Raw genomic sequence first — 20,074 nt, 5'->3', positions numbered from 1 at the left:
GCACCGCCGACCGCTCCCGGAGTACCCTTCCTTGATCGTTGGGACGGGGATGCTCGGGGGAGCGGAAGGCGGTGCGCGGGTGGGCTCGGGAGGCCTGGAGCTGCCCCCTGGTGACGACGGTCACGAGGGGAACTCCACAGACGTCCCGCCCGGCACGGTGTCCCTGGCACGGCCGATGGCGACCCACTCCATCGGCCCCGAGCTGGACTGGGACGCCGAGGCCTGGCGCGAGGTGCGTACGCGCGCCCAGCGAGCCGGCCGTGCCTACATCTGGCTGAACCTCGTCGAGCAGCGGCTGCGCGCGGTGGTGGCCGCCGTGCTGCGGCCCATCTACGAACCCGTCCACGGCGACGACTGGGTGGTCGCCGCGGCCGGCCCGGCCGGGCAGGAGTGGGTGCAGCGCGCGGTCGCCGTGCGCGAGGTCAGCCGCCGCAAGGGCTATCTGCTCGACCCGGCCGACGACAACGTCCTCAGTTTCCTCACCCTGCCGCAGCTGCGCGAGCTGATGGTGCAGCACTGGCCGTGCTTCGAGCCGTACATCGACGAGCGCCGCGACGTCGAGCTGGCGATGGACGAGCTGGAGGTCACCCGCAACGTCGTCTCGCGCAACCGCGCTCTGTCCGAGGCGGTGCTGAACCAGGCCGAGCGGGCCTCGGCGCGCCTCCTGGACGTCCTCGGCGCGGGCGGCGACGTGCCGTCGGCGCGCCGGCTGCCGGTCGACGCCGTAGAGGACCTGGTCGGCGACCGGTACGCCGACGTGGTCGCCGTGCACTCCGACCGGGTGCGGCTGATGCGCCAGTTCCCCGCGGAGGACATCTTCGGCGCCGCCCGCCGGCTCGACGCCATCGGCATCGGCCTCAACCTCCTGGTGCAGAACTTCTCCGGGCGGCGGCTCGTGCGCCTCGCGGAGGCGGGTTCCCGGGTGCGGCTGCTGTTCCTCAACCCGGCTTCCAGCGCGGTGAAACGGCGCGAGCGCGAACTCGGGATCAAACGGGGCGAACTGAGCCGGGCCGTGGAGATGAACATCCTGCACATGCGCCGGGTGCGGGCCCGGCTGCGGGACCCGGGGGCGTTCGAGATCCAGGTCTACGACGAGACACCGCGCTTCACGGCCTATCTCGTCGACGGCGACGGCTCCGACGGCGTCGCGGTGGTGCAGTCGTATCTGCGCCGGTCGCGCGGCATGGAGGCGCCGGTGCTGGTCCTGCGCAACGGCGGCCGAGTGGTCAAGTCGGACGAGGTGGACGAGGGTGGACTCTTCGGTGCGTACCGGGAGGAGTTCGAGGTCGCCTGGGCGGATTCGCGCCCCGTGTCCTGATCTGACCGTCAGTTTCCCGTCGCCGTCGGGACGTCGTGCGGACCTCGCCGGTGTGCGGCCAACCGGAACGCGGTCTCCTGGTTGTCAGTGGCGCATGCGAAGGTGGAGACCGATGGGGGAAAGCACCACCAAGAAGGGGGGCCGCCCATGGGCTGGCACCGGGAGCTGCTGATCGGCTTCGACCTGGAGACGACGGGGACGGACCCGCGTGAGGCACGTATCGTCACGGCGGCCGTGATCGAGGTCAGGGCCGGGCAGCCGCTCGGCCGCCGGGAGTGGCTGGCGGACCCGGGAGTGGAGATCCCGGCCGACGCCGTGGCGGTCCACGGGATCAGCAACGAGCGCGCGACGGCCGAGGGCCGCCCGGCGGACCAGGTGGCGGACGCGATCGCCGACGTGCTCGTGGGGTACTGGAGCACAGGCGTCCCGGTCGTCGCCTACAACGCGGCCTTCGACCTCACCCTGCTCTCCGCCGAACTCCACCGCCACGGCCTGCCGTCCCTGCGCGAACGGCTCGGCGGACCGGACCCCGCGCCGGTCGTCGACCCGTACACCATCGACCGCTGGGCCGACCGGTACCGACGCGGCAAGCGCAACCTCGAAGCGGTGTGCACGGAGTACGGCATAGCGCTCGACTCCGCCCACGACGCCTCGGCCGACGCCCTCGCCGCGGCCCGGCTGGCCTGCGCGATAGCGGACCGCCACCCCAAGGTCGCGGGACTCGGCCCGGCGGAGCTGCACCGCCGCCAGATCGAGTGGTACGCCGAGTGGGCGGCGGACTTCCAGGACTTCCTGCGCCGCAAGGGCGACGCGACCGCGGTGGTGGACGGGACGTGGCCGCTGCGGGAGTTGGCCGACGAGCGGATCTGACCCCGCCGCCGGACGCGGCGCCGGCCGGAGCGTGCCCGCCCGCGCGCGGCCGGCCCGGCTCAGAACGGATACCAGCGCACCGTCTCGTCCCCGTCCCGCAGCGACGCCACCCGGCGCTCGAACTCCGCCAGCGCCTTGGGGTTGCTCGGCGCGTGCTGGGCCACCCAGGCGCAGCTGGCCGTCTCGCGCGCGCCGCGCAGCACCGCGCACCCCTGCCAGGCGCGCACGTCCCAGCCGTACGCCTCGGTGAAGGAGTCATAGGCCTCGGCCGCAAGCCCGTAGCGGTCGCGGGAGAGCGCCATGACCACCAGGTCGTGCTCGCGCAGATCGGCGGAGAAGGTCTCCAGATCGACCAGGACCGGCCCGTCCGGGCCGATGTGCACATTGCGCGGCAGCGCGTCGCCGTGGATGGGGCCCGGCGTCAGATGAGGGGTGAGCGCGGCGGCCGCCGCGGCGAACCCGTCGCGCCGCTCCCGCAGATACGCCGCGTCCGCCGGGTCGATCGCCTCGCCGGCCAGCCGCAGCCAGCGCTCCACACCGCCCAGCAGATCGCGCGGCGGCAGTGCGAAGGAAGGAGAGGGAATCGCGTGCACGACGCGTAGCAGTTCGGCCAGATCGCGGGGCTCGGCGGGCCGCACGGCGTCGGGCAGCCGGTGCCACACGCTCACCGGATGTCCCTCGACGAGCAGCGCCTTCGGCTCGGCCGCCCGCACCGCGGGGACCCCCGCCTCGGCGAGCCACATCGCGATGTCCAGCTCGCGGCGCGCCCGGTCGAGGAGTTCGGCGTCGCGGCCCACCTTGACGACCAGGTCACCGGCGGCGAACACCGCGTTCTCACCGAGGGCGAGCAGCCGGGCGTCCCGCGCCGCACCGGGCAGCACCCCCGCCGCGGCCAGTACGCCCCGCGCCCGTGCCTCGTCCATCGTCCGCCTCCGTGTCCGTCGTCGCCCCGGCCCGTGGGCCCCACCCACGTGTCCCGGTTCCGGCCGTGCTTCGGCCAGTGTCCCATTCGCACAGGTCGGACGGTGTGCACAGCGTCTTGACGAGATCCACCGCCTTCACGACCATGACCAAGGCCCGCCGGGTCCGAACCGTCACGAGACGCGCAAAGGAGCCGATTACGTGACATGGGTGAGCGAGGTGCGGCAGGCGGCCGAGGACCCGCCGAAACGGGGCCGTGAGCGGCCCGGACCCGGCCACGGCGCCTGGTTCCTGGTGCTGCCCGCACTGATCCCGATCCTCGTCCTCAGCGTCGGACCGCTGCTCTACGGGATCCTGCTGGCCTTCACCGACGCCCAGTCGGGCCGGACCGAGCCCACCCGGTGGATCGGCGCGCTGAACTTCCGGGACCTGCTCCAGGACACGCTGTTCTGGGAGTCGTTCCGGATCGGGCTGGTGTGGGCGGTCGGCGTGACCGTGCCGCAGTTCCTGCTCGCGCTCGGCCTCGCGCTGCTGCTGAACGAGCGGCTCCGGCTGCGCCGGCTGGCCCGCGCCCTGGCGATCGTCCCGTGGGCCATGCCCGAGGTCGTCGTCGGCATCATGTGGCGACTGGTCTACAGCCCGGACGCCGGCATCCTCAACGAGACCCTGCGCGACGTCGGCCTCGGGGACGGCCGGGACTGGCTCAGCGGTCTGGCCACCGCACTGCCCGCGGTGATCGTGGTCGGCGTGTGGGCCGGCATGCCGCAGACGACGGTCGCGCTGCTCGCCGGTCTCCAGAACACCCCGCGTGAGCTGCACGAGGCCGCGGCGCTGGACGGCGCGGGCGCCTGGCGCCGCTTCAGGACGGTCACCTGGCCCGCCCTGCGGCCGATCGCACTGGCCATCACGGCCCTCAACTTCATCTGGAACTTCAACGCGTTCGCCCTGGTCTACGTGCTGACCAGCGGCGGTCCGGGCGGACGCACCCGTCTGCCCATGCTGTTCGCCTACGAAGAGGCCTTCCGCTACGGCCAGTTCGGCTACGCGGCGGCGATGGGCTGCGTCATGGTCGCGTTGATCTCGATACTCCTCGCCGTGTTCCTGGTGGGGCGGCTCAAGGGAGGTGACGACGCATGAGGACCGGCACCGCCGCCCGCGTCGGCCAGTACACGGCGCTGTTCGGGTATCTGGTCTTTCTGGCCTTCCCGTTCCTCTGGCTGATCTCCACCGCGCTCAAGCCGCCGCGGGAACTGGGCAGTCTGCATCCCACCTGGATCCCGCGGGACCCCACCCTGGACAACTTCCGGCAGGCCTTCGACGAACAGCCGCTGCTGCGGGCCGCGTCGAACTCCCTGATCGCCGCGGCCGGGGCGGCGGTGATCGCCGTGCTGATCGCGGCACCGATGGCGTACGTCATGGCCCGGCACCGCACCCTGCTCGCGCGGGCGGCCGGCGGATGGGTGGTGGTGAGCCAGGCGTTCCCGTTCGTGCTGGTGATCATCCCGCTGTTCCTGGTGCTGAAGAACCTGCGGCTGATCAACTCCGTGCCGGGACTGGTGATGGTGTACGTGGTGTGGGCGCTGCCGTTCGCGCTGTGGATGCTGGTCGGATACGTCCGGGCCGTGCCGGCCGAACTGGAGGAGGCGGCGGCGGTCGACGGGGCCGGGCGGCTGCGGACGCTGGTGTCGGTGACCGCGCCGCTGATGGCGCCGGGGCTGGCGGCCACCGCCCTGTTCGCCTTCGTCACCGCGTGGAACGAGTTCTTCTTCGCCCTGGTCCTGCTCAAGACACCGGAGAAACAGACGCTGCCCGTGATCCTCACCCATTTCATCGGCGCGGAGGGAGTCGCGGACCTGGGCCCCCTGGCCGCCGCCGCCTTCCTCGCCACGCTCCCCTCGCTGGTCGTCTTCGCCGTCCTCCAGCGGCGGATCACCGGCGGCATGCTCGCCGGGGCGGTGAAGAACTGATGCGCCGCGCGAACCCCGTTGTCCTCGTCCTGGTCCTGACACTGCTGCTGGCCGGCTGTGCGGGCGGCGACGGCACCGACGACGGCCGTGTCACCCTCCGCTTCCAGTCGCTCGCCTGGCAGCAGGAGTCCGTCGAGGCCAACAAGGAGTTGGTGGCGGAGTGGAACGCCGCCCATCCCGACGTGCGCGTCGAGTACGTCCAGGGCTCCTGGGACAGCGTCCACGACCAGCTCCTGACCGCCTTCGAGGGCGGCGAGGCGCCGGACATCATCCACGACGCCTCCGACGACCTCGCCGACTTCGCCTACGGCGGCCATCTCGCCGATCTGACGGACCTGGTGTCCGACCGGCTGAGATCGGACATCCCGCGGCGGAGCTGGCGGACGACGACCTTCGGCGACGGGATCTACGGCGTGCCGTTCCTCCAGGAACCCCGGGTGATCATCGCCAACGCCACCTGGCTGAGGGAGTCCGGCGTCCGGATCCCGACTCCCGGGGACCCCTGGACCTGGGCGGAGTTCCGGCAGGTCACGGCGGAGCTGGGCGGCGACGGGAAGTACGGCGTGGCCTGGCCGCTGAAGGAGCCCGTCTCGGCGACGCTCAACCTGTCGCTGTCCACGGGCGGGCAGTTGTTCCACCGCGGCGCCGACGGCAAGGTCACCGTACGGTTCGAGGCGGCCGACGAGACGGTGCCGCGCACGATCCACGACCAGGTCAACACCGACGGCAGCGCGTCCGACTCCACCCTGGGCAGCGGTGGTTCGGACACCCTGCCCGGCTTCTTCGGCGGCCGGTACGCGATGGTCCCGCTGGGGTTCTCCTACCGCCAGCAGATCGTCCAGCAGGCACCGGAGGGCTTCGACTGGCAGGTGCTGCCGGCCCCGGCCGGAGCGGACGGGCTCAGCCAGGGCGTCAGCCCGCAGACGCTGTCCGTCGCGCAGGACAGCCCGCACAAGGAGGAGGCGGCAAAGTTCATCGACTTCCTGCTCCGGCCGGAGAACATGGTGCGGCTCGCCCTGGGCGACTGGATGCTGCCGACCGGCACCCGGGCACTCGAGGATCCCGCCCTGCGCACCACCGAGCACGACTGGGCCATCGGCACCGCCCTGGCCGGCCACCTCCGCTCGGCGCCCGCGCAGTCCGTCCGCGGCTACCCGGAATGGAAGGACAAGGTGGCGACCCCGGCGTTCCAGGAGTACTACAGCGGCGCGATCGGCCTGGACGAGCTGCGCCGCCGCCTGGAGAGGGACGGCAATCTCGTGCTGGCGCGCTATCAGCGCTGAGCGGCGAAGGGAGGCACGGAGCGTTCAGGGAGCACCGGGGTCAGGGAATCGAAGTTGCACGAGACGGTTCGTCTCGTCTATGGTCGTCGCCATGACCCACATCGCCATGTTCTCCATCGCCGCCCACGGCCACGTGAACCCGAGCCTCGAGGTGATCCGCGAGCTCGTCGCGCGCGGTCACCGGGTGACGTACGCGATCCCGCCCGTGTTCGCGGAGAAGGTCGCCGGGACCGGTGCCGAGGTGAAGCCGTGGAACTCCACACTGCCCTCGCCCGAAGACGACCCGTCGGCATGGGGCAGCACACTGCTGGACAACGTCGAGCCCTTCCTCGACGACGCCGTTCAGGCGCTGCCGCAGCTGATCGAGGCGTACGCGGGCGACGAGCCGGACCTCGTGCTGCACGACATCACCTCCTACCCGGCCCGCGTCCTCGCCCACCGCTGGGGCGTGCCGGCGATCTCCCTCTCACCCAACCTGGTGGCCTGGGACGGCTACGAGAAGGAGGTCGCCGAGCCGATGTGGGAGGAGCCGAAGAAGTCCGAGCGCGGCCGGGCGTACTACGCCCGGTTCCAGAACTGGCTCGGGGAGAACGGGATCACCGAGCACCCCGATCCCTTCGTGGGCCGCCCCGGCCGGTCGATCGTGCTGATCCCCAAGGCCCTCCAGCCGAACGCCGACCGGGTCGACGAATCCGTGCACTCCTTCGTCGGCGCCTGCCAGGGCGACCGCGCGGCCGAGGGCGAGTGGCACCGTCCCGCCGGCGCCGAGAAGGTCGCGCTCGTCTCGCTCGGGTCCGCCTTCACCAAACGGACCGACTTCTACCGGGAGTGCGTCGAGGCGTTCGGCGGGCTGCCGGGCTGGCACACGGTGCTCCAGATCGGCAAGCACGTGGACCCGGCCGAACTGGGTGACGTGCCGGCGAACGTCGAAGTGCACTCCTGGGTACCGCAGTTGGCGATCCTCAAGCAGGCCGACCTGTTCGTCACACACGCCGGTGCGGGCGGCAGCCAGGAGGGCATGGCCACGGCCACCCCGATGATCGCCGTACCGCAGGCCGTCGACCAGTTCGGCAACGCCGACATGCTGCAGGCGCTCGGCGTGGCCCGCCACCTCCCGGCGGAGGAGGCCACCGCCGCGGCCCTGCGCGGGGCGGCGCTCGCCCTCGTCGACGACCCGGCGGTGGCCGCCCGGCTGTCGGAGCTCCGGGCCGAGATGGCGCGGGAGGGCGGCACCCGGCGGGCGGCCGACCTCATCGAGGCCGAACTGGCCGCGGCGCGGGCATGAGCGAAGGGCCCGTCGGTTCCCCCGGAACCGACGGGCCCTCGCCGCGGGCGGACACGGACCGTCAGACGCCGACCCGCTCGCCTTCCACCACCGGCGGACGCGGGCGCGCCACCGCTTCGGGGGCTTCGTCGTGCGTGAGGTCCGGCAGGCGGTTCAGCCACTTCGGCAGATACCAGTTCCGCTCACCGAGCAGCGCCATCACCGCCGGCAGCAGCACCCCGCGGATGATCGTCGCGTCGATGAGCACCGCGGCCGCCAGGCCCACGCCCATCTGCTTCATGGACTGCATCGACAGCGTCCCGAAGATCGAGAACACCGCGACCATGATGACGGCGGCGCTGGTGACGACACCGGCGGTGGTGACCACGCCGTGCGTGATCGCGTCCTTCGTCGTACGGCCGCGCAGCCGCGCCTCGCGGATCCGTGAGACCACGAACACGTGGTAGTCCATGGACAGGCCGAACAGGATCACGAAGAGGAACAGCGGCAGCCAGCTGACGATGGCACCGACACCCTCCGCGCCCACCAGCGAGGCGCCCCAGCCGTGCTGGAAGACGGCGACGAGGATGCCGTACGCGGCACCCACCGACAGCAGGTTCAGCACGATCGAGGTGATCGCGACCGTCAGCGAGCGGAACGACAGCAGCATCAGCAGGAAGGCGAAGACGACGACGAAGGCGAAGACCGGGACCACCGAGCCGACGAGCTGGTCGTTGAAGTCCTCGGAACCGGCGACCTGACCGGTGATCGGAGCCTGCACACCGTCGACCTTGCCGAGCGTCGCCGGCCGCACCTCGTCGCGCAGCTTGTCCAGACTGGCGCCCGCCTTGTCGAGGTCCGAGCCGCCCACCAGCGGGACGTATACGAAGGCGACGTCGCGCGCGTCGTCCACCTCGACCTGAATCGGACCGCGCGAGGCACCCGAACCGATCGCCCGCTCACGGAAGTCGGCGATCGCGTCCCGCACCCGCGGCGCGTTGATGTCGTCGGCCTTGACGACCACCTCGGCCGGGTCGGAGCCGCCGGGGAAGGCCTCGTTGACCCGGTTGTAGGTCTGCACGATCGGCAGCGAGTCGCCGAACTCCTGGTCCAGGGTGAGGTTCTGGGTCTTCATGCCGACCGCCGGGGCCGCGACGGCCAGCAGCGCGCCGGTCGCCACGACGACGGCGACGACGGGCCTGGCGAGGACGCCCTTCAGTACGGCGGTCCAGAACCGGCTCTCCCCGTTTCCGTTGTGCTTGCGCCGGCGCAGGAACGGCAGCCGGCCCTTCTCGACCCGTCCGCCGAGCAGGGACAGCAGCGCCGGCAGCACGGTCACCGAACCGACCATGGCGACCGCCACGACCATCAGCGACGCCAGGCCCATCGCCTCGAACTCGGCGAGCCCGGTGAACAGCATGCCGGCCATCGCCACGCACACCGTGACACCGGAGACGATGATCGCGCGGCCACTGGTGGCGGCGGCGATCCGCAGGGCCGTTCCGGCGTCCCGTCCGGCCTCGCGCTCCTCACGCTCGCGGCGCAGGTAGAACAGGCAGTAGTCGACACCGACGGCCAGCCCGACCAGCAGCATCACGGAGTCGGCGGTCTCGCTCATCGGCTGGACGTGGCTGACCAGCGCCATCAGACCCGTCGTCGCCATGATCGCGGTGATCGCCAGGGCCACCGGCAGCAGTGCCGCCACCAGCGCCCCGAACGCGATCAGCAGGATGCCCAGGGCGACCGGCACGGCCGAGTACTCGGCCTTCTGGAAGTCGTCGCCGAAGGCGTCGTCGAACGTCTTCATCATGCTGGCGCCGCCGATCTCCTCGATCCGCAGCGACTCGTGCTCCTGCCGGACGTCCTCGACCGCCTTCAGCACCGGCTCGACACGTTCACCGGCGGTGTCCGACGCCCCTCGCATGTCGAACTGCACCAGCGCGCTGCGGCCGTCCCGCGAGATCGTCCCCGTCTCGTACGGCGTGGTGATGTCCGTGACCTCGCCGGTCGCGTCGACGGCCGCCACGACGTCGGTGACGGCGGCCCGGAACGCGGGGTCGGTGGCCTTCAGATCGCCGTTCCTCGACTGCACCAGCACCGTCTCACCGGCGGGTTCCTCGATGCCGGCTTCCTCGACGATCCGGGCGGCGGTGTGCGTCTCGCCCTTGAGCTGGTCGCTGTCCCGGACCTCGACCCGGCCCGCGGCGGAGCCGAGCCCCATCGCCAGGACGACGAACAGCACCCAGATCCCGACGGCCGCCCATCGGTGCCGGGCACTCCAGCCGCCGGCCCGGGCGGCGAGTCCCCGCACGCGTACGTCAGCGTTCCCCATGACGGGCTGCCCCCTCGTGAGCGGCGGCGGCCCCCTGCCGCCACCTTTCGCTTCGAAGGTATGGGCCGTATAAGCCCGTCTCGTCGTGCTGCCCGGTGAAGCGTCCGCGGCCCCCGTCCTCCCGACGGCCAACCCCCTCTCACCACTGGGGAGGACACCGGCCCCCTACATCTATTGGCAGATGTCGGGGCCTGTGATCAGGGATCCCCCTTCGCGACCTTTGTTATTACGAAACCTTGTTGAACAAGTCACAGCTGCGTGTAGCTGTTGATCCGGGGCACCTGGATCAGTCAGAGTTTCGCGCAGCCCGCACCCCGGGCCGGCGGTCGTCGTGCTCGCCCCCACGGAGCACGACGGCCGCCTATGGTGTGCGGGTGACGACGTATGCGGCGCTGCTGCGCGGAATCAACGTGGGCGGGAGCAGGAAGGTCCCGATGGCGGACCTGCGCACCCTGCTGGAGAGCCTCGGCCACACCCGGGTGCGCACCTATCTGCAGAGCGGTCAGGCCGTGTTCGGCAGCGACCACGGCGACGAGGAGTCGCTCGCCGCGGGGCTCGGGCGGGCGATCGAGCAGCGGTTCGGCTTCCCGGTCGATGTGATCGTGCGCGACCACGCCTATCTGAAGGCGGTCGCCGGCGCCTGTCCCTTCCCGGCCGCCGACCTGGAGGCCAAGCAGCTCCACGTCACCTATCTGTCCGAGCCCGTCGACGCGGGCCGGTTCGCGGAGATCGACCGGGCGGCCCATCTCCCCGAGGACTTCCGGTTCGGCGACCGCGCGGTGTACCTGTACGCGCCCGACGGTCTGGGCCGGTCCAAGCTCGCCGAGGCGCTGGCCAGACCGCGACTGACCAAGGGTCTGATCGCCACGACCCGCAACTGGAACACGGTCGTCAAACTGGTCGAGCTGACCGGGTCGGCCGAGGGGTGACCTTCCGCGGGCCGTGCCCACCGCGCCGCCCGAGCCACGCGCACCGCGCGGGCAGCGGCCTTCGCGCGGGCCGCCGTGCTCAGGCGCCGAGCGCCGCCAGCGCCGGTGTCCGTGCCGCGTCGTAGCGCTCCAGCAGGACCCGCGCCACCTCCGGCGCGGGACCGAGCACATCGGCCAGGACGTCGGCTTCCGCGGCGCCCCGCGCGATGCGGTCCGGCAGGAAACCGGGCGCCAGCACGTACGGGGCGACGGCGACCCGCTTGCAGCCGAGGGCGCGCAGTTCGCGGACCGCGTCCTCGGTGCGGGGGAAGCCGGCGGAGGCGAACGCGGGTCGCACGGCACACCAACCGGTCTGCCGCCACTCCCGCGCGATTTTTGCGATCACCGCGATCGCCTCCGGGTCGGTGGACCCCGCCGAGGCCAGTACGACCCCGGTGGAGGGCTTGTCGGCGGGCGTGAGCCCCGCCTCGGACAGCCGGCGTTCGAGCGCCGACATCAGCAGCGGCGAGGGGCCCAGCACTTCGGCCTGACGGATGCGGAGCCGTCGCGGCGCGTCCCGCAGGACCGCCGGGATGTCCGCCTTCGCATGGAACGCCCGGGTCAGCAGCAGCGGCAGCGCCACCACGTGGCGTACGCCCTCCAACGCCAGGGACTCCAGCACGCCCGGCACGGAGGGGATGTTGAAGTCCAGGAAACCGGTCTCCACCCGCAGTTCCGGACGCAGCGACCGTACCCGCCGCACCAGGGCGTGCACGGTCGCGGCATGCCGCGGGTCACGGCTGCCGTGGGCGATGACGACGAGGACGGGAGCAGGCATCGTGAACACTCAGCCCTTCACGAGCAGACCGCGGCCGCGCAGCACCCTGCGCTCCAGCGGGCTGAAGATCAGCAGGTCGATGGCGATACCGACGACCAGGATGAGCAGGATGGCCAGGAACACCATCGACATGGAGCTGGTGTTGCGGCCGTTCTCCAGCAGTTGGCCGAGGCCGACGCCGAGATCGGGTGAGGAGGCGATGATCTCGGCGGCCATGAGGGACCGCCAGGAGAAGGCCCAGCCCTGCTTGAGGCCCGCGAGATAGCCGGGGAGTGCGGCCGGCATCACGATGTGCCAGGTGCCTTTGAGTCCGGATGCGCCGAGGGTGCGGCCGGCGCGCAGGAACAGCGGGGGTACCTGGTCGACGCCGGATACGAGGCCGTTGGCGATGGAGGGGACGGCGCCGAGCAGGATCACGGCGTACATCATCGAGTTGTTCAGGCCGAGCCAGATCACGGCCGGGGGGACCCAGGCGACGGACGGCAGTGACTGGAGGCCGGAGAGGATCGGTCCGATGGCGGCGCGGACGAACTTGACGCGGGCGACGAGGAGTCCGAGCGGGGTGCCGATGGCGAGGGCCATCAGGAAGCCGAGCAGGCCGCGCGAGACGCTGGTCCAGATGTAGTCGAGCAGCCTGCCCTGGAGCCAGGCGGTCTCGACCTCGCCCCACACGGCTCCGGGAGAGGGCAGCTTGCCGGGATCGTCCACGATCTTGAACGACACCAGGGCCTGCCACACCACCAGGACCAGTACGACGGCGGTGACCGGCGGCAGCACCTTCCGGGTCAGCGTCGTACGCAGGGGTGTGCGGCCGGACCGGACCGTCTCCAGGGCGTCCAGGCCCGCCCCCAGCCCGGCGAGATCGCTGCCGTCCTTGACGGTGCCGGTGTCAGTGCTGGCCATGGCGGCGGATCTCCCCACGGAGTTCTTCGGTGATCTCGACGGACAGTTCGGCCACGGTGGTGTCTTCGATGCGGCGTGGCTGGGGGATGTCGACCTGCCATTGGCGGTTGATGCGGCCGGGGCGGGAGGAGAGGAGGACGACGCGTTGGGCGAGGCGTACGGCTTCGCGGACGTTGTGGGTGACGAAGAGGACGGAGAGCTCGGTGTCGTGCCAGATGCGGGTGAGTTCGTCGTGGAGGACGTCGCGGGTGATGGCGTCGAGGGCGGCGAAGGGTTCGTCCATGAGGAGGAGCCGGCTGTCCTGGGCGAGTGCGCGGGCGAGTGCGACGCGTTGGCGCATGCCGCCGGAGAGTTCGTGGACGCGTTTGCCGTGGGCGTCCTGGAGGCGGACGAGTTCGAGGAGTTGGTCGGCGCGGTCGCGGCGTTCGGGTTTGGGGGTGCCGCGGAGTTTGAGGGCGAGTTCTATGTTTTTGCCGGCGGTGAGCCAGGGGAAGAGGGCGTGTTCCTGGAACATCAGGGCGGGTCGGCCGTCGGTGGTGATGTGGCCGGTGGTGGGGCGGTCGAGGCCGGCGACGAGGTTGAGCAGGGTGGATTTGCCGCATCCGGAGGCGCCCAGGAGGGTGACGAACTCGCCGGGGGCGACATCGAGGGTGATGTCGTCCAGCACGAGCTGGCGCCCACCGGGGCCGGCGAAGGACTTGGAGACGTGCGCGATCCGCGCGGCGAACTCGGCCGACGTACCGGCGTCGGCGGCCTTGGCGAGCGTGGTGGCCATCGTCGTCACCTCCTGGAACTCAACGGGACTGGGTTTGCCGGACGCCGAGCCCGGCGTCCTCGACGGTCGGCCTGCCCTCGGCGGCCAGCACCTTGTTCAGCGGACGCAGGTCGTAGATGCCCTTCAGGTCGGGCTTCTTCAGCAGTCCGGCCTGCACCGCGTGCTCCGCCTCGGTGCCGAGGGTCGCGGCCAGCGGATCGTCGGTGACCTCGATGGACCGCCACGCCGGGTCGAGCACCTCGGCCGGCAGCGCCTTGCCGGTGTCCGCCGCAAGCTGCGCGTTGGCGGACGCCTTGGCGTCGTCCGGGTTGGCGTTGATCCAGGCGTTGGTCTTCACGGATCCGCGCAGGACCGCTTCGACGACGTCGGGGTGTTCCTTGAGGAAGGTCTGCGACACGATGATGTTGGTGATCACGAACTTCTTGTCGGGCCACAGGTCGGCTTCGTCGAGGAGGACCTTGGCGCCGTCGGCGACGAGCTTGGAGGCGGTCGGTTCGGGTACCCATGCGCCGTCGATGGAGCCGGACTTGTAGGCGTCGGGTGTGATCTTGTTGTCGGTGCGGACGACGGACACGTCGCCCTGGCCGCTCTGGGCGTCGACCTTCCAGCCCTTTTCCTTGATCCAGTTGAGGAAGGCGACGTCCTGGGTGTTGCCGAGCTGCGGGGTGGCGATCTTCTTGCCCTTGATGTCGTCGAGCGACTTGATCCGGTCGGGGTCGACGACGAGCTTGACGCCGCCGGAGGCGGAGCCGCTGATGATGCGCAGGTTCTTGCCGGCGGCCTTGGTGTAGCCGTTGATGGCGGGGGAGGGGCCGATCCAGCCGATGTCGACGGAGCCCGAGTTGAGCGCCTCGATCTCGGAGGGACCGGCGTTGAAGGTCGCGTACTGCGCCTTCGTGCCGCCCAGCTCCTTCTGGAACAGCCCCTCGTGGCGGCCCACCAGCGCCGTGGCGTGGGTCAGATTGCCGAAGTAGCCGATGCGCACGGAGTCCAGGCCGTCGATCTTCTTCGCCCCGGCGACGACGTCCTGCCGGGAGTCGTCCGTCGCCTGTGAGCCGTAGCCGCAGGCGGTCGCGCCGATCGCGAGCAGCGACAGCGCGGCCAGAGCGGTGGCACCGCGGCGGAAGGCTGAGCGGCGGGGTTCGGGCACGGAGCTGTTCCTCCAGTAGGGGTCGGAGCTAATAGGGGTCGGTGGAGCGCACGGTCAGAAGTCCCACCCGTCGTCCTCGGTCTCGTCCCGGACCGGCTCCGGCGAGGCGAAGGACTCGCCGACCATCCCGGCGGTGAGCGTGGTGCCGTCCGCCGGGTCGATCAGGATGAACGATCCGGTGCGCCGGGAGTCGGCGTAGGAGTCGACCGGCAGCCGCTCGGCGGTACGGATCTTCACCCGGCCGATGTCGTTGGCGACGAGTTGCCCCGGATGCGGGTGCAGCGACAGGTCGTCGAGGGTGAGCCGGGACGGGATGTCCTTCACGATCGCCTTGACCGTGCGCGTGCCGTGCTTGAGCAGCACCCGGTGGCCCACGGTCAGCGGCTGGTCGGCGACGTGGCAGACCGTCGCCTCGATGTCCTGCGTGGTCGCCGGCGCGTCCTTGGCCGGCACGATCAGATCGCCGCGCGAGATGTCGATGTCGTCCTCCAGCAGGACGGTCACCGACTGGGCGGTCCAGGCGACCGCCACCGGCCGGCCGAGCACGTCGATACCGGAGATCTTCGACGTACGGCCCGACGGCAGCACGGTGACCGACTCGCCGACGCGGAAGGAGCCGGCGGCGATCTGACCGGCGTAACCGCGGTAGTCGGGGTGGTCGGCGGTCTGCGGCCGGATCACGTACTGCACGGGCAGCCGGGCGTGGCAGTGGCTCAGGTCGTGGCTGACCGGCACCGTCTCCAGGTGTTCCAGGACGGTGGGGCCGCCGTACCAGTCCATGTTCGCCGACGCCTCAACGACGTTGTCACCGGCGAGCGCCGAGATCGGGATCGCGGTGACCTCCGGGACGCCCAGGTCGGTCGCGTACGCCGTGAACTCCTCGGCGATCGCGGCGAAGACGGACTCCCGGTACTCGACCAGGTCCATCTTGTTGACCGCGAGGACGGCGTGCGGCACACGCAGCAGGGCCGCGATCGCGGCGTGCCGGCGGGTCTGTTCGACGACACCGTTGCGGGCGTCGACCAGGATCACGGTCAGCTCGGCCGTGGAAGCGCCCGTGACCATGTTCCGGGTGTACTGCACATGGCCGGGGGTGTCGGCGAGGATGAAGCGGCGCCGGGGCGTGGCGAAGTAGCGGTACGCCACGTCGATCGTGATGCCCTGCTCCCGCTCGGCGCGCAGCCCGTCCGTGAGCAGGGCGAGGTCGGGCGTGTCCTGGCCACGGCTGCGGGAGGCGTGCTCGACGGCTTCGAGCTGGTCGGCGAGCACGGACTTGGAGTCGTGCAGCAGACGCCCGACCAGCGTCGACTTGCCGTCGTCGACGGAACCGGCGGTGGCGAACCGCAGCAGGGTGGTGGCCGAGAGTTCCTCGGTCGTCGTGGTGCTCATGCTCAGAAGTACCCCTCGCGCTTGCGGTCTTCCATCGCGGCCTCGGAGAGCTTGTCGTCGGCACGGGTGGCGCCGCGTTCGGTGAGCCGGGACGCGGCGATCTCGGCGATGACCTGATCCAGCGTCACCGCGACCGAGTCGACGGCGCCCGTGCAGGACATGTCGCCGACGGTGCGGTAGCGGACCTGCCGCTTCTCGACCGTCTCCCCGTCCTTGGGCCCGCCCCACTCGCCGGCGGTCAGCCACATGCCGGCCCGCCGGAACACCTCGCGCTCGTGCGCGAAGTAGATCTGCGGCAGCTCGATGCCCTCGCGGGCGATGTACTGCCAGACGTCCAGCTCGGTCCAGTTGGACAGCGGGAACACCCGGACGTGCTCACCGGGCGCGTGGCGGCCGTTGTACAGGTTCCACAGCTCGGGGCGCTGACGGCGCGGGTCCCACTGCGAGAACTCGTCGCGCAGGGAGAACACGCGCTCCTTGGCGCGGGCCTTCTCCTCGTCGCGCCGACCGCCGCCGAAGACCGCGTCGAACCGCTCACTCTGGATCTTCTCCGTCAGCGGCAGCGTCTGCAGCGGGTTGCGGGTCCCGTCCGGGCGCTCCTTGAGCACGCCCCGGTCGATGTAGTCCTGCACCGACGCGACGTGCAGCCGCAGGCCGTGCTCCGCCACCGTGCGGTCGCGGTAGTCGAGCACCTCGGGGAAGTTGTGCCCCGTGTCGACGTGCAGCAGGGTGAAGGGCACCGGCGCGGGCGCGAACGCCTTCAGCGCCAGGTGCAGCATCACGATCGAGTCCTTGCCGCCGGAGAAGAGGATCACCGGCCGCTCGAACTCGCCCGCCACCTCGCGGAAGATGTGCACCGCCTCGGACTCCAGCGCGTCCAGATGCGAGAGCGCGTACGGGCCGGCCGTACCCTCCGCCGGCGTGGCGACGGTCGCCGTCATGCCAGTCCCCTTTCGGTGAGCAGGGCGTACACCGACGCCGCGGACTCCTGCACGGTCTGGTGCTGCGACTCGATCCGCAGATCGGGCGACTCGGGCGCCTCGTACGGGTCGTCGACCCCGGTGAGCCCCTTGAGCTCGCCCGCGGCCTGCTTGGCGTACAGACCCTTCACATCGCGGACGGAGCACACGTCGACCGGAGTGGCCACATGCACCTCCAGATACGGCGCCCCGCTCTTCCGGTGGCGCCCCCGCACCGCCTCGCGGCTGTCGGCGTACGGCGCGATCACCGGGACGAGCGCCTTCACGCCGTTACGGGCGAGCAGTTCGGCGAGGAAGCCGACGCGCTGCACGTTGGTGTGCCGGTCCGCCCGGCTGAAGCCGAGGCCCGCCGAGATGAACTCGCGGATCTCGTCTCCGTCGAGCACCTCCACCCGGTGCCCCTCGTCCCGCAGCCGGCCGGCCAGTTCGTACGCGATGGTGGTCTTGCCGGCGCTCGGCAGACCCGTGAGCCAGACGGTGGCTCCGCTCGTCACGTGGTTCTCCAAATTCGCAGAGTTCGCAGAGGACTCGGTCATGGGTCAGCCGTGCAGCCCGCACTCGGTCTTGCCGCGCCCCGCCCAGCGGCCGGCGCGCGCGTCCTCGCCCTCGAGGACCCGGCGGGTGCAGGGGGCGCAGCCGATGGAGGCGTAGCCGTCCGTCAGCAGCGGATTGGTCAGGACCCCGTGCTCGGTGACGTAGGCGTCCACGTCGTCCTGCGTCCAGCGGGCGATCGGGGAGATCTTCACCTTCCGGCGCTTGTCGTCCCACGCGACGACCGGGGTGTCGGCCCGGCTCGGGGACTCGTCGCGGCGCAGTCCGGTGGCCCAGGCGTCGAAGTCGCGCAGGCCCCGCTCCAGCGGCTCGACCTTGCGCAGGAAGCAGCACAGGTCCGGGTCGCGGTCGTGCAGCGCGGGGCCGTGCTCGGCGTCCTGCTCGGCGACCGTCCGGGCCGGGGTGACGGTCAGGACGTTGACGTCCATGACGGCCTCGACGGCGTCCCGGGTGCCGATGGTCTCCTCGAAGTGGTATCCGGTGTCGAGGAAGACGACGTCGACTCCCGGCATCGCTCGGGAGGCGAGATGGGCGACGACCGCGTCCTCCATCGACGAGGTCACGCAGAAACGCCTGCCGAAGGTCCGCGCGGCCCACTGGAGGATCTCCGGCGCGGAGGCCTCCTCCAGCTCACGGCCGGCCCGTTCGGCGAGGTCCCGCAGCCGCCGCGTGTCCTCTTCCTGAGCCGTCGTCATATCCCGTCCCCTCCGCTCGTGTCGGGCTGGAGCCCGCGGGCCAGCAGCCCGAGGAACTTCAGCTGGAAGGCGCGGTTGCAGGCCGCGCACTCCCAGGCGCCGTGGCCCTGCTCGCCGGGGCGCAGATCCTCGTCGCCGCAGTAGGGGCAGTAGAAGGGGGCCGCTCGTTCGCTCATGACAGCGCCTCCTCGGAGGCGCGCGCGGCCCAGGCCGCGAACCGCTCGCCCTCCTCGCGCTCCTCCTGGAAGCGTTTCAGGACCCGTTCGACGTAGTCGGGCAGCTCCTGCGAGGTGACCTTCAGGCCGCGCACCTTGCGGCCGAAGCCGGCCTCCAGGCCCAGCGCGCCGCCCAGATGCACCTGGAAGCCCTCGACCTGCTCACCCTGGTCGTTCATCACCAGCTGCCCCTTGAGGCCGATGTCCGCGACCTGGATACGGGCGCAGGCGTTCGGGCAGCCGTTGAGGTTGATGGTGATCGGCTCGTCGAAGTCCGGGATGCGGCGCTCCAGTTCGTCGATCAGCGAGGCGCCGCGCGCCTTGGTCTCGACGATGGCGAGCTTGCAGTACTCGATGCCAGTGCAGGCCATCGTGCCGCGGCGGAACGGGGAGGGGCTGACGGTGAGGTCCAGCGCCTCCAGGCCCTCGACCAGGGAGTCGATCCGGGACTCCTCGACATCGAGGACGACCATCTTCTGCTCGACCGTGGTGCGCACCCGGCCCGAGCCGTGCGCCTCGGCGAGTTCGGCGATCTTCGTCAGGGTGGCCCCGTCGACCCGGCCGACGCGCGGGGCGAAACCGACGTAGTGGCGGCCGTCCTTCTGCCGGTGCACACCGACGTGGTCGCGCCAGCGCTCGACCGGCTGGGCGGGCGCCGGTCCGTCGATCAGTTCGCGCTTCAGGTACTCGTCCTGGAGCACCTGGCGGAACTTCTCCGCACCCCAGTCGGCGACCAGGAACTTCAGCCGGGCCCGGGTGCGAAGACGCCGGTAGCCGTAGTCGCGGAAGATCGAGACGACGCCCTCGTAGACGTCCGGGACCTCGTCCAGCGGCACCCAGGCGCCGAGCCGGACGCCGATCTTGGGGTTGGTGGACAGGCCGCCGCCGACCCACAGGTCGAATCCGGGGCCGTGCTCGGGGTGGACGACGCCCACGAAGGCGATGTCGTTGATCTCGTGCGCCACGTCAAGCAGCGGTGAGCCGGAGATCGCGGACTTGAACTTGCGGGGCAGGTTCGAGAAGGCCTGGTTGCCGATGATCCGGCGCTGGATCTCCTCGATGGCGGGGGTGCCGTCGATGATCTCGTCCGCGGCGATGCCGGCGACCGGTGAACCGAGGATGACGCGGGGCGTGTCGCCGCAGGCTTCGGTGGTGGACAGGCCGACCGCCTCGAGGCGGTTCCAGATCTCCGGCACGTCCTCGATCCGGATCCAGTGGTACTGGACGTTCTGCCGGTCGGTGAGGTCGGCCGTGCCGCGCGCGAACTCCTGGGAGATCTCACCGATCACCCGCAGTTGCGCGGTGGTGAGCCGGCCGCCGTCGATGCGGACGCGGAGCATGAAGTACTCGTCGTCCAGCTCCTCCGGCTCCAGGATCGCGGTCTTGCCGCCGTCGATCCCGGGCTTGCGCTGGGTGTACAGACCCCACCAGCGCATCCGGCCGCGCAGGTCGTTGGGGTCGATCGAGTCGAACCCGCGCTTGGAGTAGATCGTCTCAATGCGTGTCCGCACATTGAGACCGTCGTCGTCCTTCTTGAACTGCTCGTTGCCGTTGAGCGGGGTGAAGTGACCCGCGGCCCACTGACCCTCACCGCGGTGACGGCTCACCTTGCGGCGGGGAGTCGCGGCAGCAGGATTCTGCGGGTTGGCGGCCATGGTTTCTACGTCCTTCGGGACAGGCGGAATGGCGGCTCTGACCTGCGCATGCAAGGGCT

General features: G+C 71.1%; 18 protein-coding genes and 1 pseudogene. 7 read left to right on the top strand and 12 right to left on the bottom strand.

What is annotated here, in order from left to right:
* The first annotated feature begins 49 nt into the window (after nt 1-49).
* Together DN051_RS10490 and DN051_RS10485 are read left to right on the top strand one after the other, a co-directional pair.
* Entirely contained in the window at nt 50-1,318 is a 1,269-nt protein-coding gene (locus DN051_RS10490) for an SAV2148 family HEPN domain-containing protein (RefSeq protein WP_199314985.1), read from the top strand.
* Between the two features lie 147 nt (nt 1,319-1,465).
* Nucleotides 1,466-2,188 (top strand): 3'-5' exonuclease, encoded by a 723-nt coding sequence (locus DN051_RS10485; protein WP_053758340.1) that lies wholly within the window; start codon nt 1,466-1,468, stop codon nt 2,186-2,188.
* 59 nt (nt 2,189-2,247) lie between these two features.
* Here DN051_RS10485 and DN051_RS10480 read toward each other — a convergent pair whose 3' ends face one another.
* Nucleotides 2,248-3,111, bottom strand: coding sequence for a phosphotransferase enzyme family protein (locus DN051_RS10480; RefSeq protein WP_053758339.1), 864 nt, complete (start codon nt 3,109-3,111; stop codon nt 2,248-2,250).
* Nucleotides 3,112-3,328: 217 nt separating this feature from the next.
* On the opposite strand from DN051_RS10480, the gene DN051_RS10475 reads away from it, so the two are divergent.
* From DN051_RS10475 to mgt, 4 genes and pseudogenes are all read left to right on the top strand, one after another.
* The gene (locus DN051_RS10475) at nt 3,329-4,246 is read left to right on the top strand and encodes a carbohydrate ABC transporter permease (RefSeq protein ID WP_053758502.1); all 918 of its coding nucleotides are present in this window, start codon (nt 3,329-3,331) and stop codon (nt 4,244-4,246) included.
* Nucleotides 4,243-5,076: a carbohydrate ABC transporter permease gene (locus DN051_RS10470; protein ID WP_112438575.1), complete on the top strand. Its 834-nt coding sequence runs from the start codon at nt 4,243-4,245 to the stop codon at nt 5,074-5,076. Before DN051_RS10475 ends, DN051_RS10470 begins: the two co-directional genes overlap by 4 nt.
* Entirely contained in the window at nt 5,076-6,359 is a 1,284-nt protein-coding gene (locus DN051_RS10465) for an ABC transporter substrate-binding protein (RefSeq protein WP_053758337.1), read from the top strand. The genes DN051_RS10470 and DN051_RS10465 overlap by 1 nt, the downstream gene beginning before the upstream one ends.
* A 54-nt stretch (nt 6,360-6,413) precedes the next feature.
* Nucleotides 6,414-7,644, top strand: a pseudogene (gene mgt / locus DN051_RS10460) (macrolide-inactivating glycosyltransferase).
* A gap of 61 nt (nt 7,645-7,705) precedes the next feature.
* On the opposite strand, the gene DN051_RS10455 reads toward mgt, so the two are convergent.
* On the bottom strand, nt 7,706-9,955 hold the full coding sequence (locus DN051_RS10455) for an MMPL family transporter (RefSeq protein WP_053758336.1): 2,250 nt from the start codon (nt 9,953-9,955) through the stop codon (nt 7,706-7,708).
* Nucleotides 9,956-10,389: 434 nt separating this feature from the next.
* Here DN051_RS10455 and DN051_RS10445 point away from each other — a divergent pair, with 434 nt between their 5' ends.
* Nucleotides 10,390-10,884 (top strand): DUF1697 domain-containing protein, encoded by a 495-nt coding sequence (locus DN051_RS10445; RefSeq protein ID WP_246041087.1) that lies wholly within the window; start codon nt 10,390-10,392, stop codon nt 10,882-10,884.
* A 79-nt stretch (nt 10,885-10,963) separates the two neighbouring features.
* Here DN051_RS10445 and DN051_RS10440 read toward each other — a convergent pair whose 3' ends face one another.
* Genes DN051_RS10440 through DN051_RS10395 form a run of 10 tightly spaced genes read right to left on the bottom strand, consistent with a single transcriptional unit; the run spans nt 10,964 to nt 20,015 of the window.
* A complete protein-coding gene (locus tag DN051_RS10440; protein ID WP_112442205.1) occupies nt 10,964-11,701 on the bottom strand; it encodes a sirohydrochlorin chelatase in 738 nt (245 codons plus the stop codon).
* 9 nt (nt 11,702-11,710) lie between these two features.
* Entirely contained in the window at nt 11,711-12,604 is an 894-nt protein-coding gene (locus tag DN051_RS10435) for an ABC transporter permease (protein WP_112438574.1), read from the bottom strand.
* Complete coding sequence (locus tag DN051_RS10430; RefSeq protein WP_112438573.1) at nt 12,591-13,379, bottom strand: ABC transporter ATP-binding protein; 789 nt, start codon at nt 13,377-13,379, stop codon at nt 12,591-12,593. Before DN051_RS10430 ends, DN051_RS10435 begins: the two co-directional genes overlap by 14 nt.
* Nucleotides 13,380-13,398: 19 nt before the next feature.
* Nucleotides 13,399-14,529, bottom strand: coding sequence for an aliphatic sulfonate ABC transporter substrate-binding protein (locus tag DN051_RS10425; RefSeq protein WP_112438572.1), 1,131 nt, complete (start codon nt 14,527-14,529; stop codon nt 13,399-13,401).
* Nucleotides 14,530-14,583: 54 nt separating this feature from the next.
* On the bottom strand, nt 14,584-15,918 hold the full coding sequence (locus tag DN051_RS10420) for a sulfate adenylyltransferase subunit 1 (protein ID WP_112438571.1): 1,335 nt from the start codon (nt 15,916-15,918) through the stop codon (nt 14,584-14,586).
* Between the two features lie 2 nt (nt 15,919-15,920).
* On the bottom strand, nt 15,921-16,859 hold the full coding sequence (gene cysD, locus DN051_RS10415; RefSeq protein WP_112438570.1) for a sulfate adenylyltransferase subunit CysD: 939 nt from the start codon (nt 16,857-16,859) through the stop codon (nt 15,921-15,923).
* On the bottom strand, nt 16,856-17,434 hold the full coding sequence (cysC, locus tag DN051_RS10410; protein WP_053759203.1) for an adenylyl-sulfate kinase: 579 nt from the start codon (nt 17,432-17,434) through the stop codon (nt 16,856-16,858). Before cysC ends, cysD begins: the two co-directional genes overlap by 4 nt.
* A 3-nt stretch (nt 17,435-17,437) precedes the next feature.
* Complete coding sequence (locus DN051_RS10405) at nt 17,438-18,145, bottom strand: phosphoadenylyl-sulfate reductase (protein WP_053759204.1); 708 nt, start codon at nt 18,143-18,145, stop codon at nt 17,438-17,440.
* Complete coding sequence (locus tag DN051_RS10400; protein WP_053759205.1) at nt 18,142-18,321, bottom strand: hypothetical protein; 180 nt, start codon at nt 18,319-18,321, stop codon at nt 18,142-18,144. Before DN051_RS10400 ends, DN051_RS10405 begins: the two co-directional genes overlap by 4 nt.
* Entirely contained in the window at nt 18,318-20,015 is a 1,698-nt protein-coding gene (locus DN051_RS10395) for a nitrite/sulfite reductase (protein ID WP_053759206.1), read from the bottom strand. The genes DN051_RS10400 and DN051_RS10395 overlap by 4 nt, the downstream gene beginning before the upstream one ends.
* Nucleotides 20,016-20,074: the final 59 nt, after the last annotated feature.

Origin of the sequence: Streptomyces cadmiisoli (assembly GCF_003261055.1) — a bacterium.
In the GTDB taxonomy this organism is placed as follows: Bacteria; Actinomycetota; Actinomycetes; order Streptomycetales; family Streptomycetaceae; genus Streptomyces; species Streptomyces cadmiisoli.
Note: the sequence above shows the minus strand (reverse complement) of the source record. Positions and strands in the feature narration are given on the sequence as shown.

Bases quoted from the DNA above. Each gene is read 5' to 3' on its own strand.
- cysD (WP_112438570.1), bottom strand. From the start codon at position 16,859: ATGACGGCGACCGTCGCCACGCCGGCGGAGGGTACGGCCGGCCCGTAC.
- DN051_RS10405 (WP_053759204.1), bottom strand. From the start codon at position 18,145: ATGACGACGGCTCAGGAAGAGGACACGCGGCGGCTGCGGGACCTCGCC.
- cysC (WP_053759203.1), bottom strand. From the start codon at position 17,434: ATGACCGAGTCCTCTGCGAACTCTGCGAATTTGGAGAACCACGTGACG.
- DN051_RS10480 (WP_053758339.1), bottom strand. From the start codon at position 3,111: ATGGACGAGGCACGGGCGCGGGGCGTACTGGCCGCGGCGGGGGTGCTG.
- DN051_RS10490 (WP_199314985.1), top strand. From the start codon at position 50: ATGCTCGGGGGAGCGGAAGGCGGTGCGCGGGTGGGCTCGGGAGGCCTG.
- DN051_RS10435 (WP_112438574.1), bottom strand. From the start codon at position 12,604: ATGGCCAGCACTGACACCGGCACCGTCAAGGACGGCAGCGATCTCGCC.
- DN051_RS10455 (WP_053758336.1), bottom strand. From the start codon at position 9,955: ATGGGGAACGCTGACGTACGCGTGCGGGGACTCGCCGCCCGGGCCGGC.
- DN051_RS10465 (WP_053758337.1), top strand. From the start codon at position 5,076: ATGCGCCGCGCGAACCCCGTTGTCCTCGTCCTGGTCCTGACACTGCTG.
- DN051_RS10420 (WP_112438571.1), bottom strand. From the start codon at position 15,918: ATGAGCACCACGACGACCGAGGAACTCTCGGCCACCACCCTGCTGCGG.
- DN051_RS10470 (WP_112438575.1), top strand. From the start codon at position 4,243: ATGAGGACCGGCACCGCCGCCCGCGTCGGCCAGTACACGGCGCTGTTC.
- DN051_RS10395 (WP_053759206.1), bottom strand. From the start codon at position 20,015: ATGGCCGCCAACCCGCAGAATCCTGCTGCCGCGACTCCCCGCCGCAAG.
- DN051_RS10445 (WP_246041087.1), top strand. From the start codon at position 10,390: ATGGCGGACCTGCGCACCCTGCTGGAGAGCCTCGGCCACACCCGGGTG.
- DN051_RS10400 (WP_053759205.1), bottom strand. From the start codon at position 18,321: ATGAGCGAACGAGCGGCCCCCTTCTACTGCCCCTACTGCGGCGACGAG.
- DN051_RS10485 (WP_053758340.1), top strand. From the start codon at position 1,466: ATGGGCTGGCACCGGGAGCTGCTGATCGGCTTCGACCTGGAGACGACG.
- DN051_RS10430 (WP_112438573.1), bottom strand. From the start codon at position 13,379: ATGGCCACCACGCTCGCCAAGGCCGCCGACGCCGGTACGTCGGCCGAG.
- DN051_RS10440 (WP_112442205.1), bottom strand. From the start codon at position 11,701: ATGCCTGCTCCCGTCCTCGTCGTCATCGCCCACGGCAGCCGTGACCCG.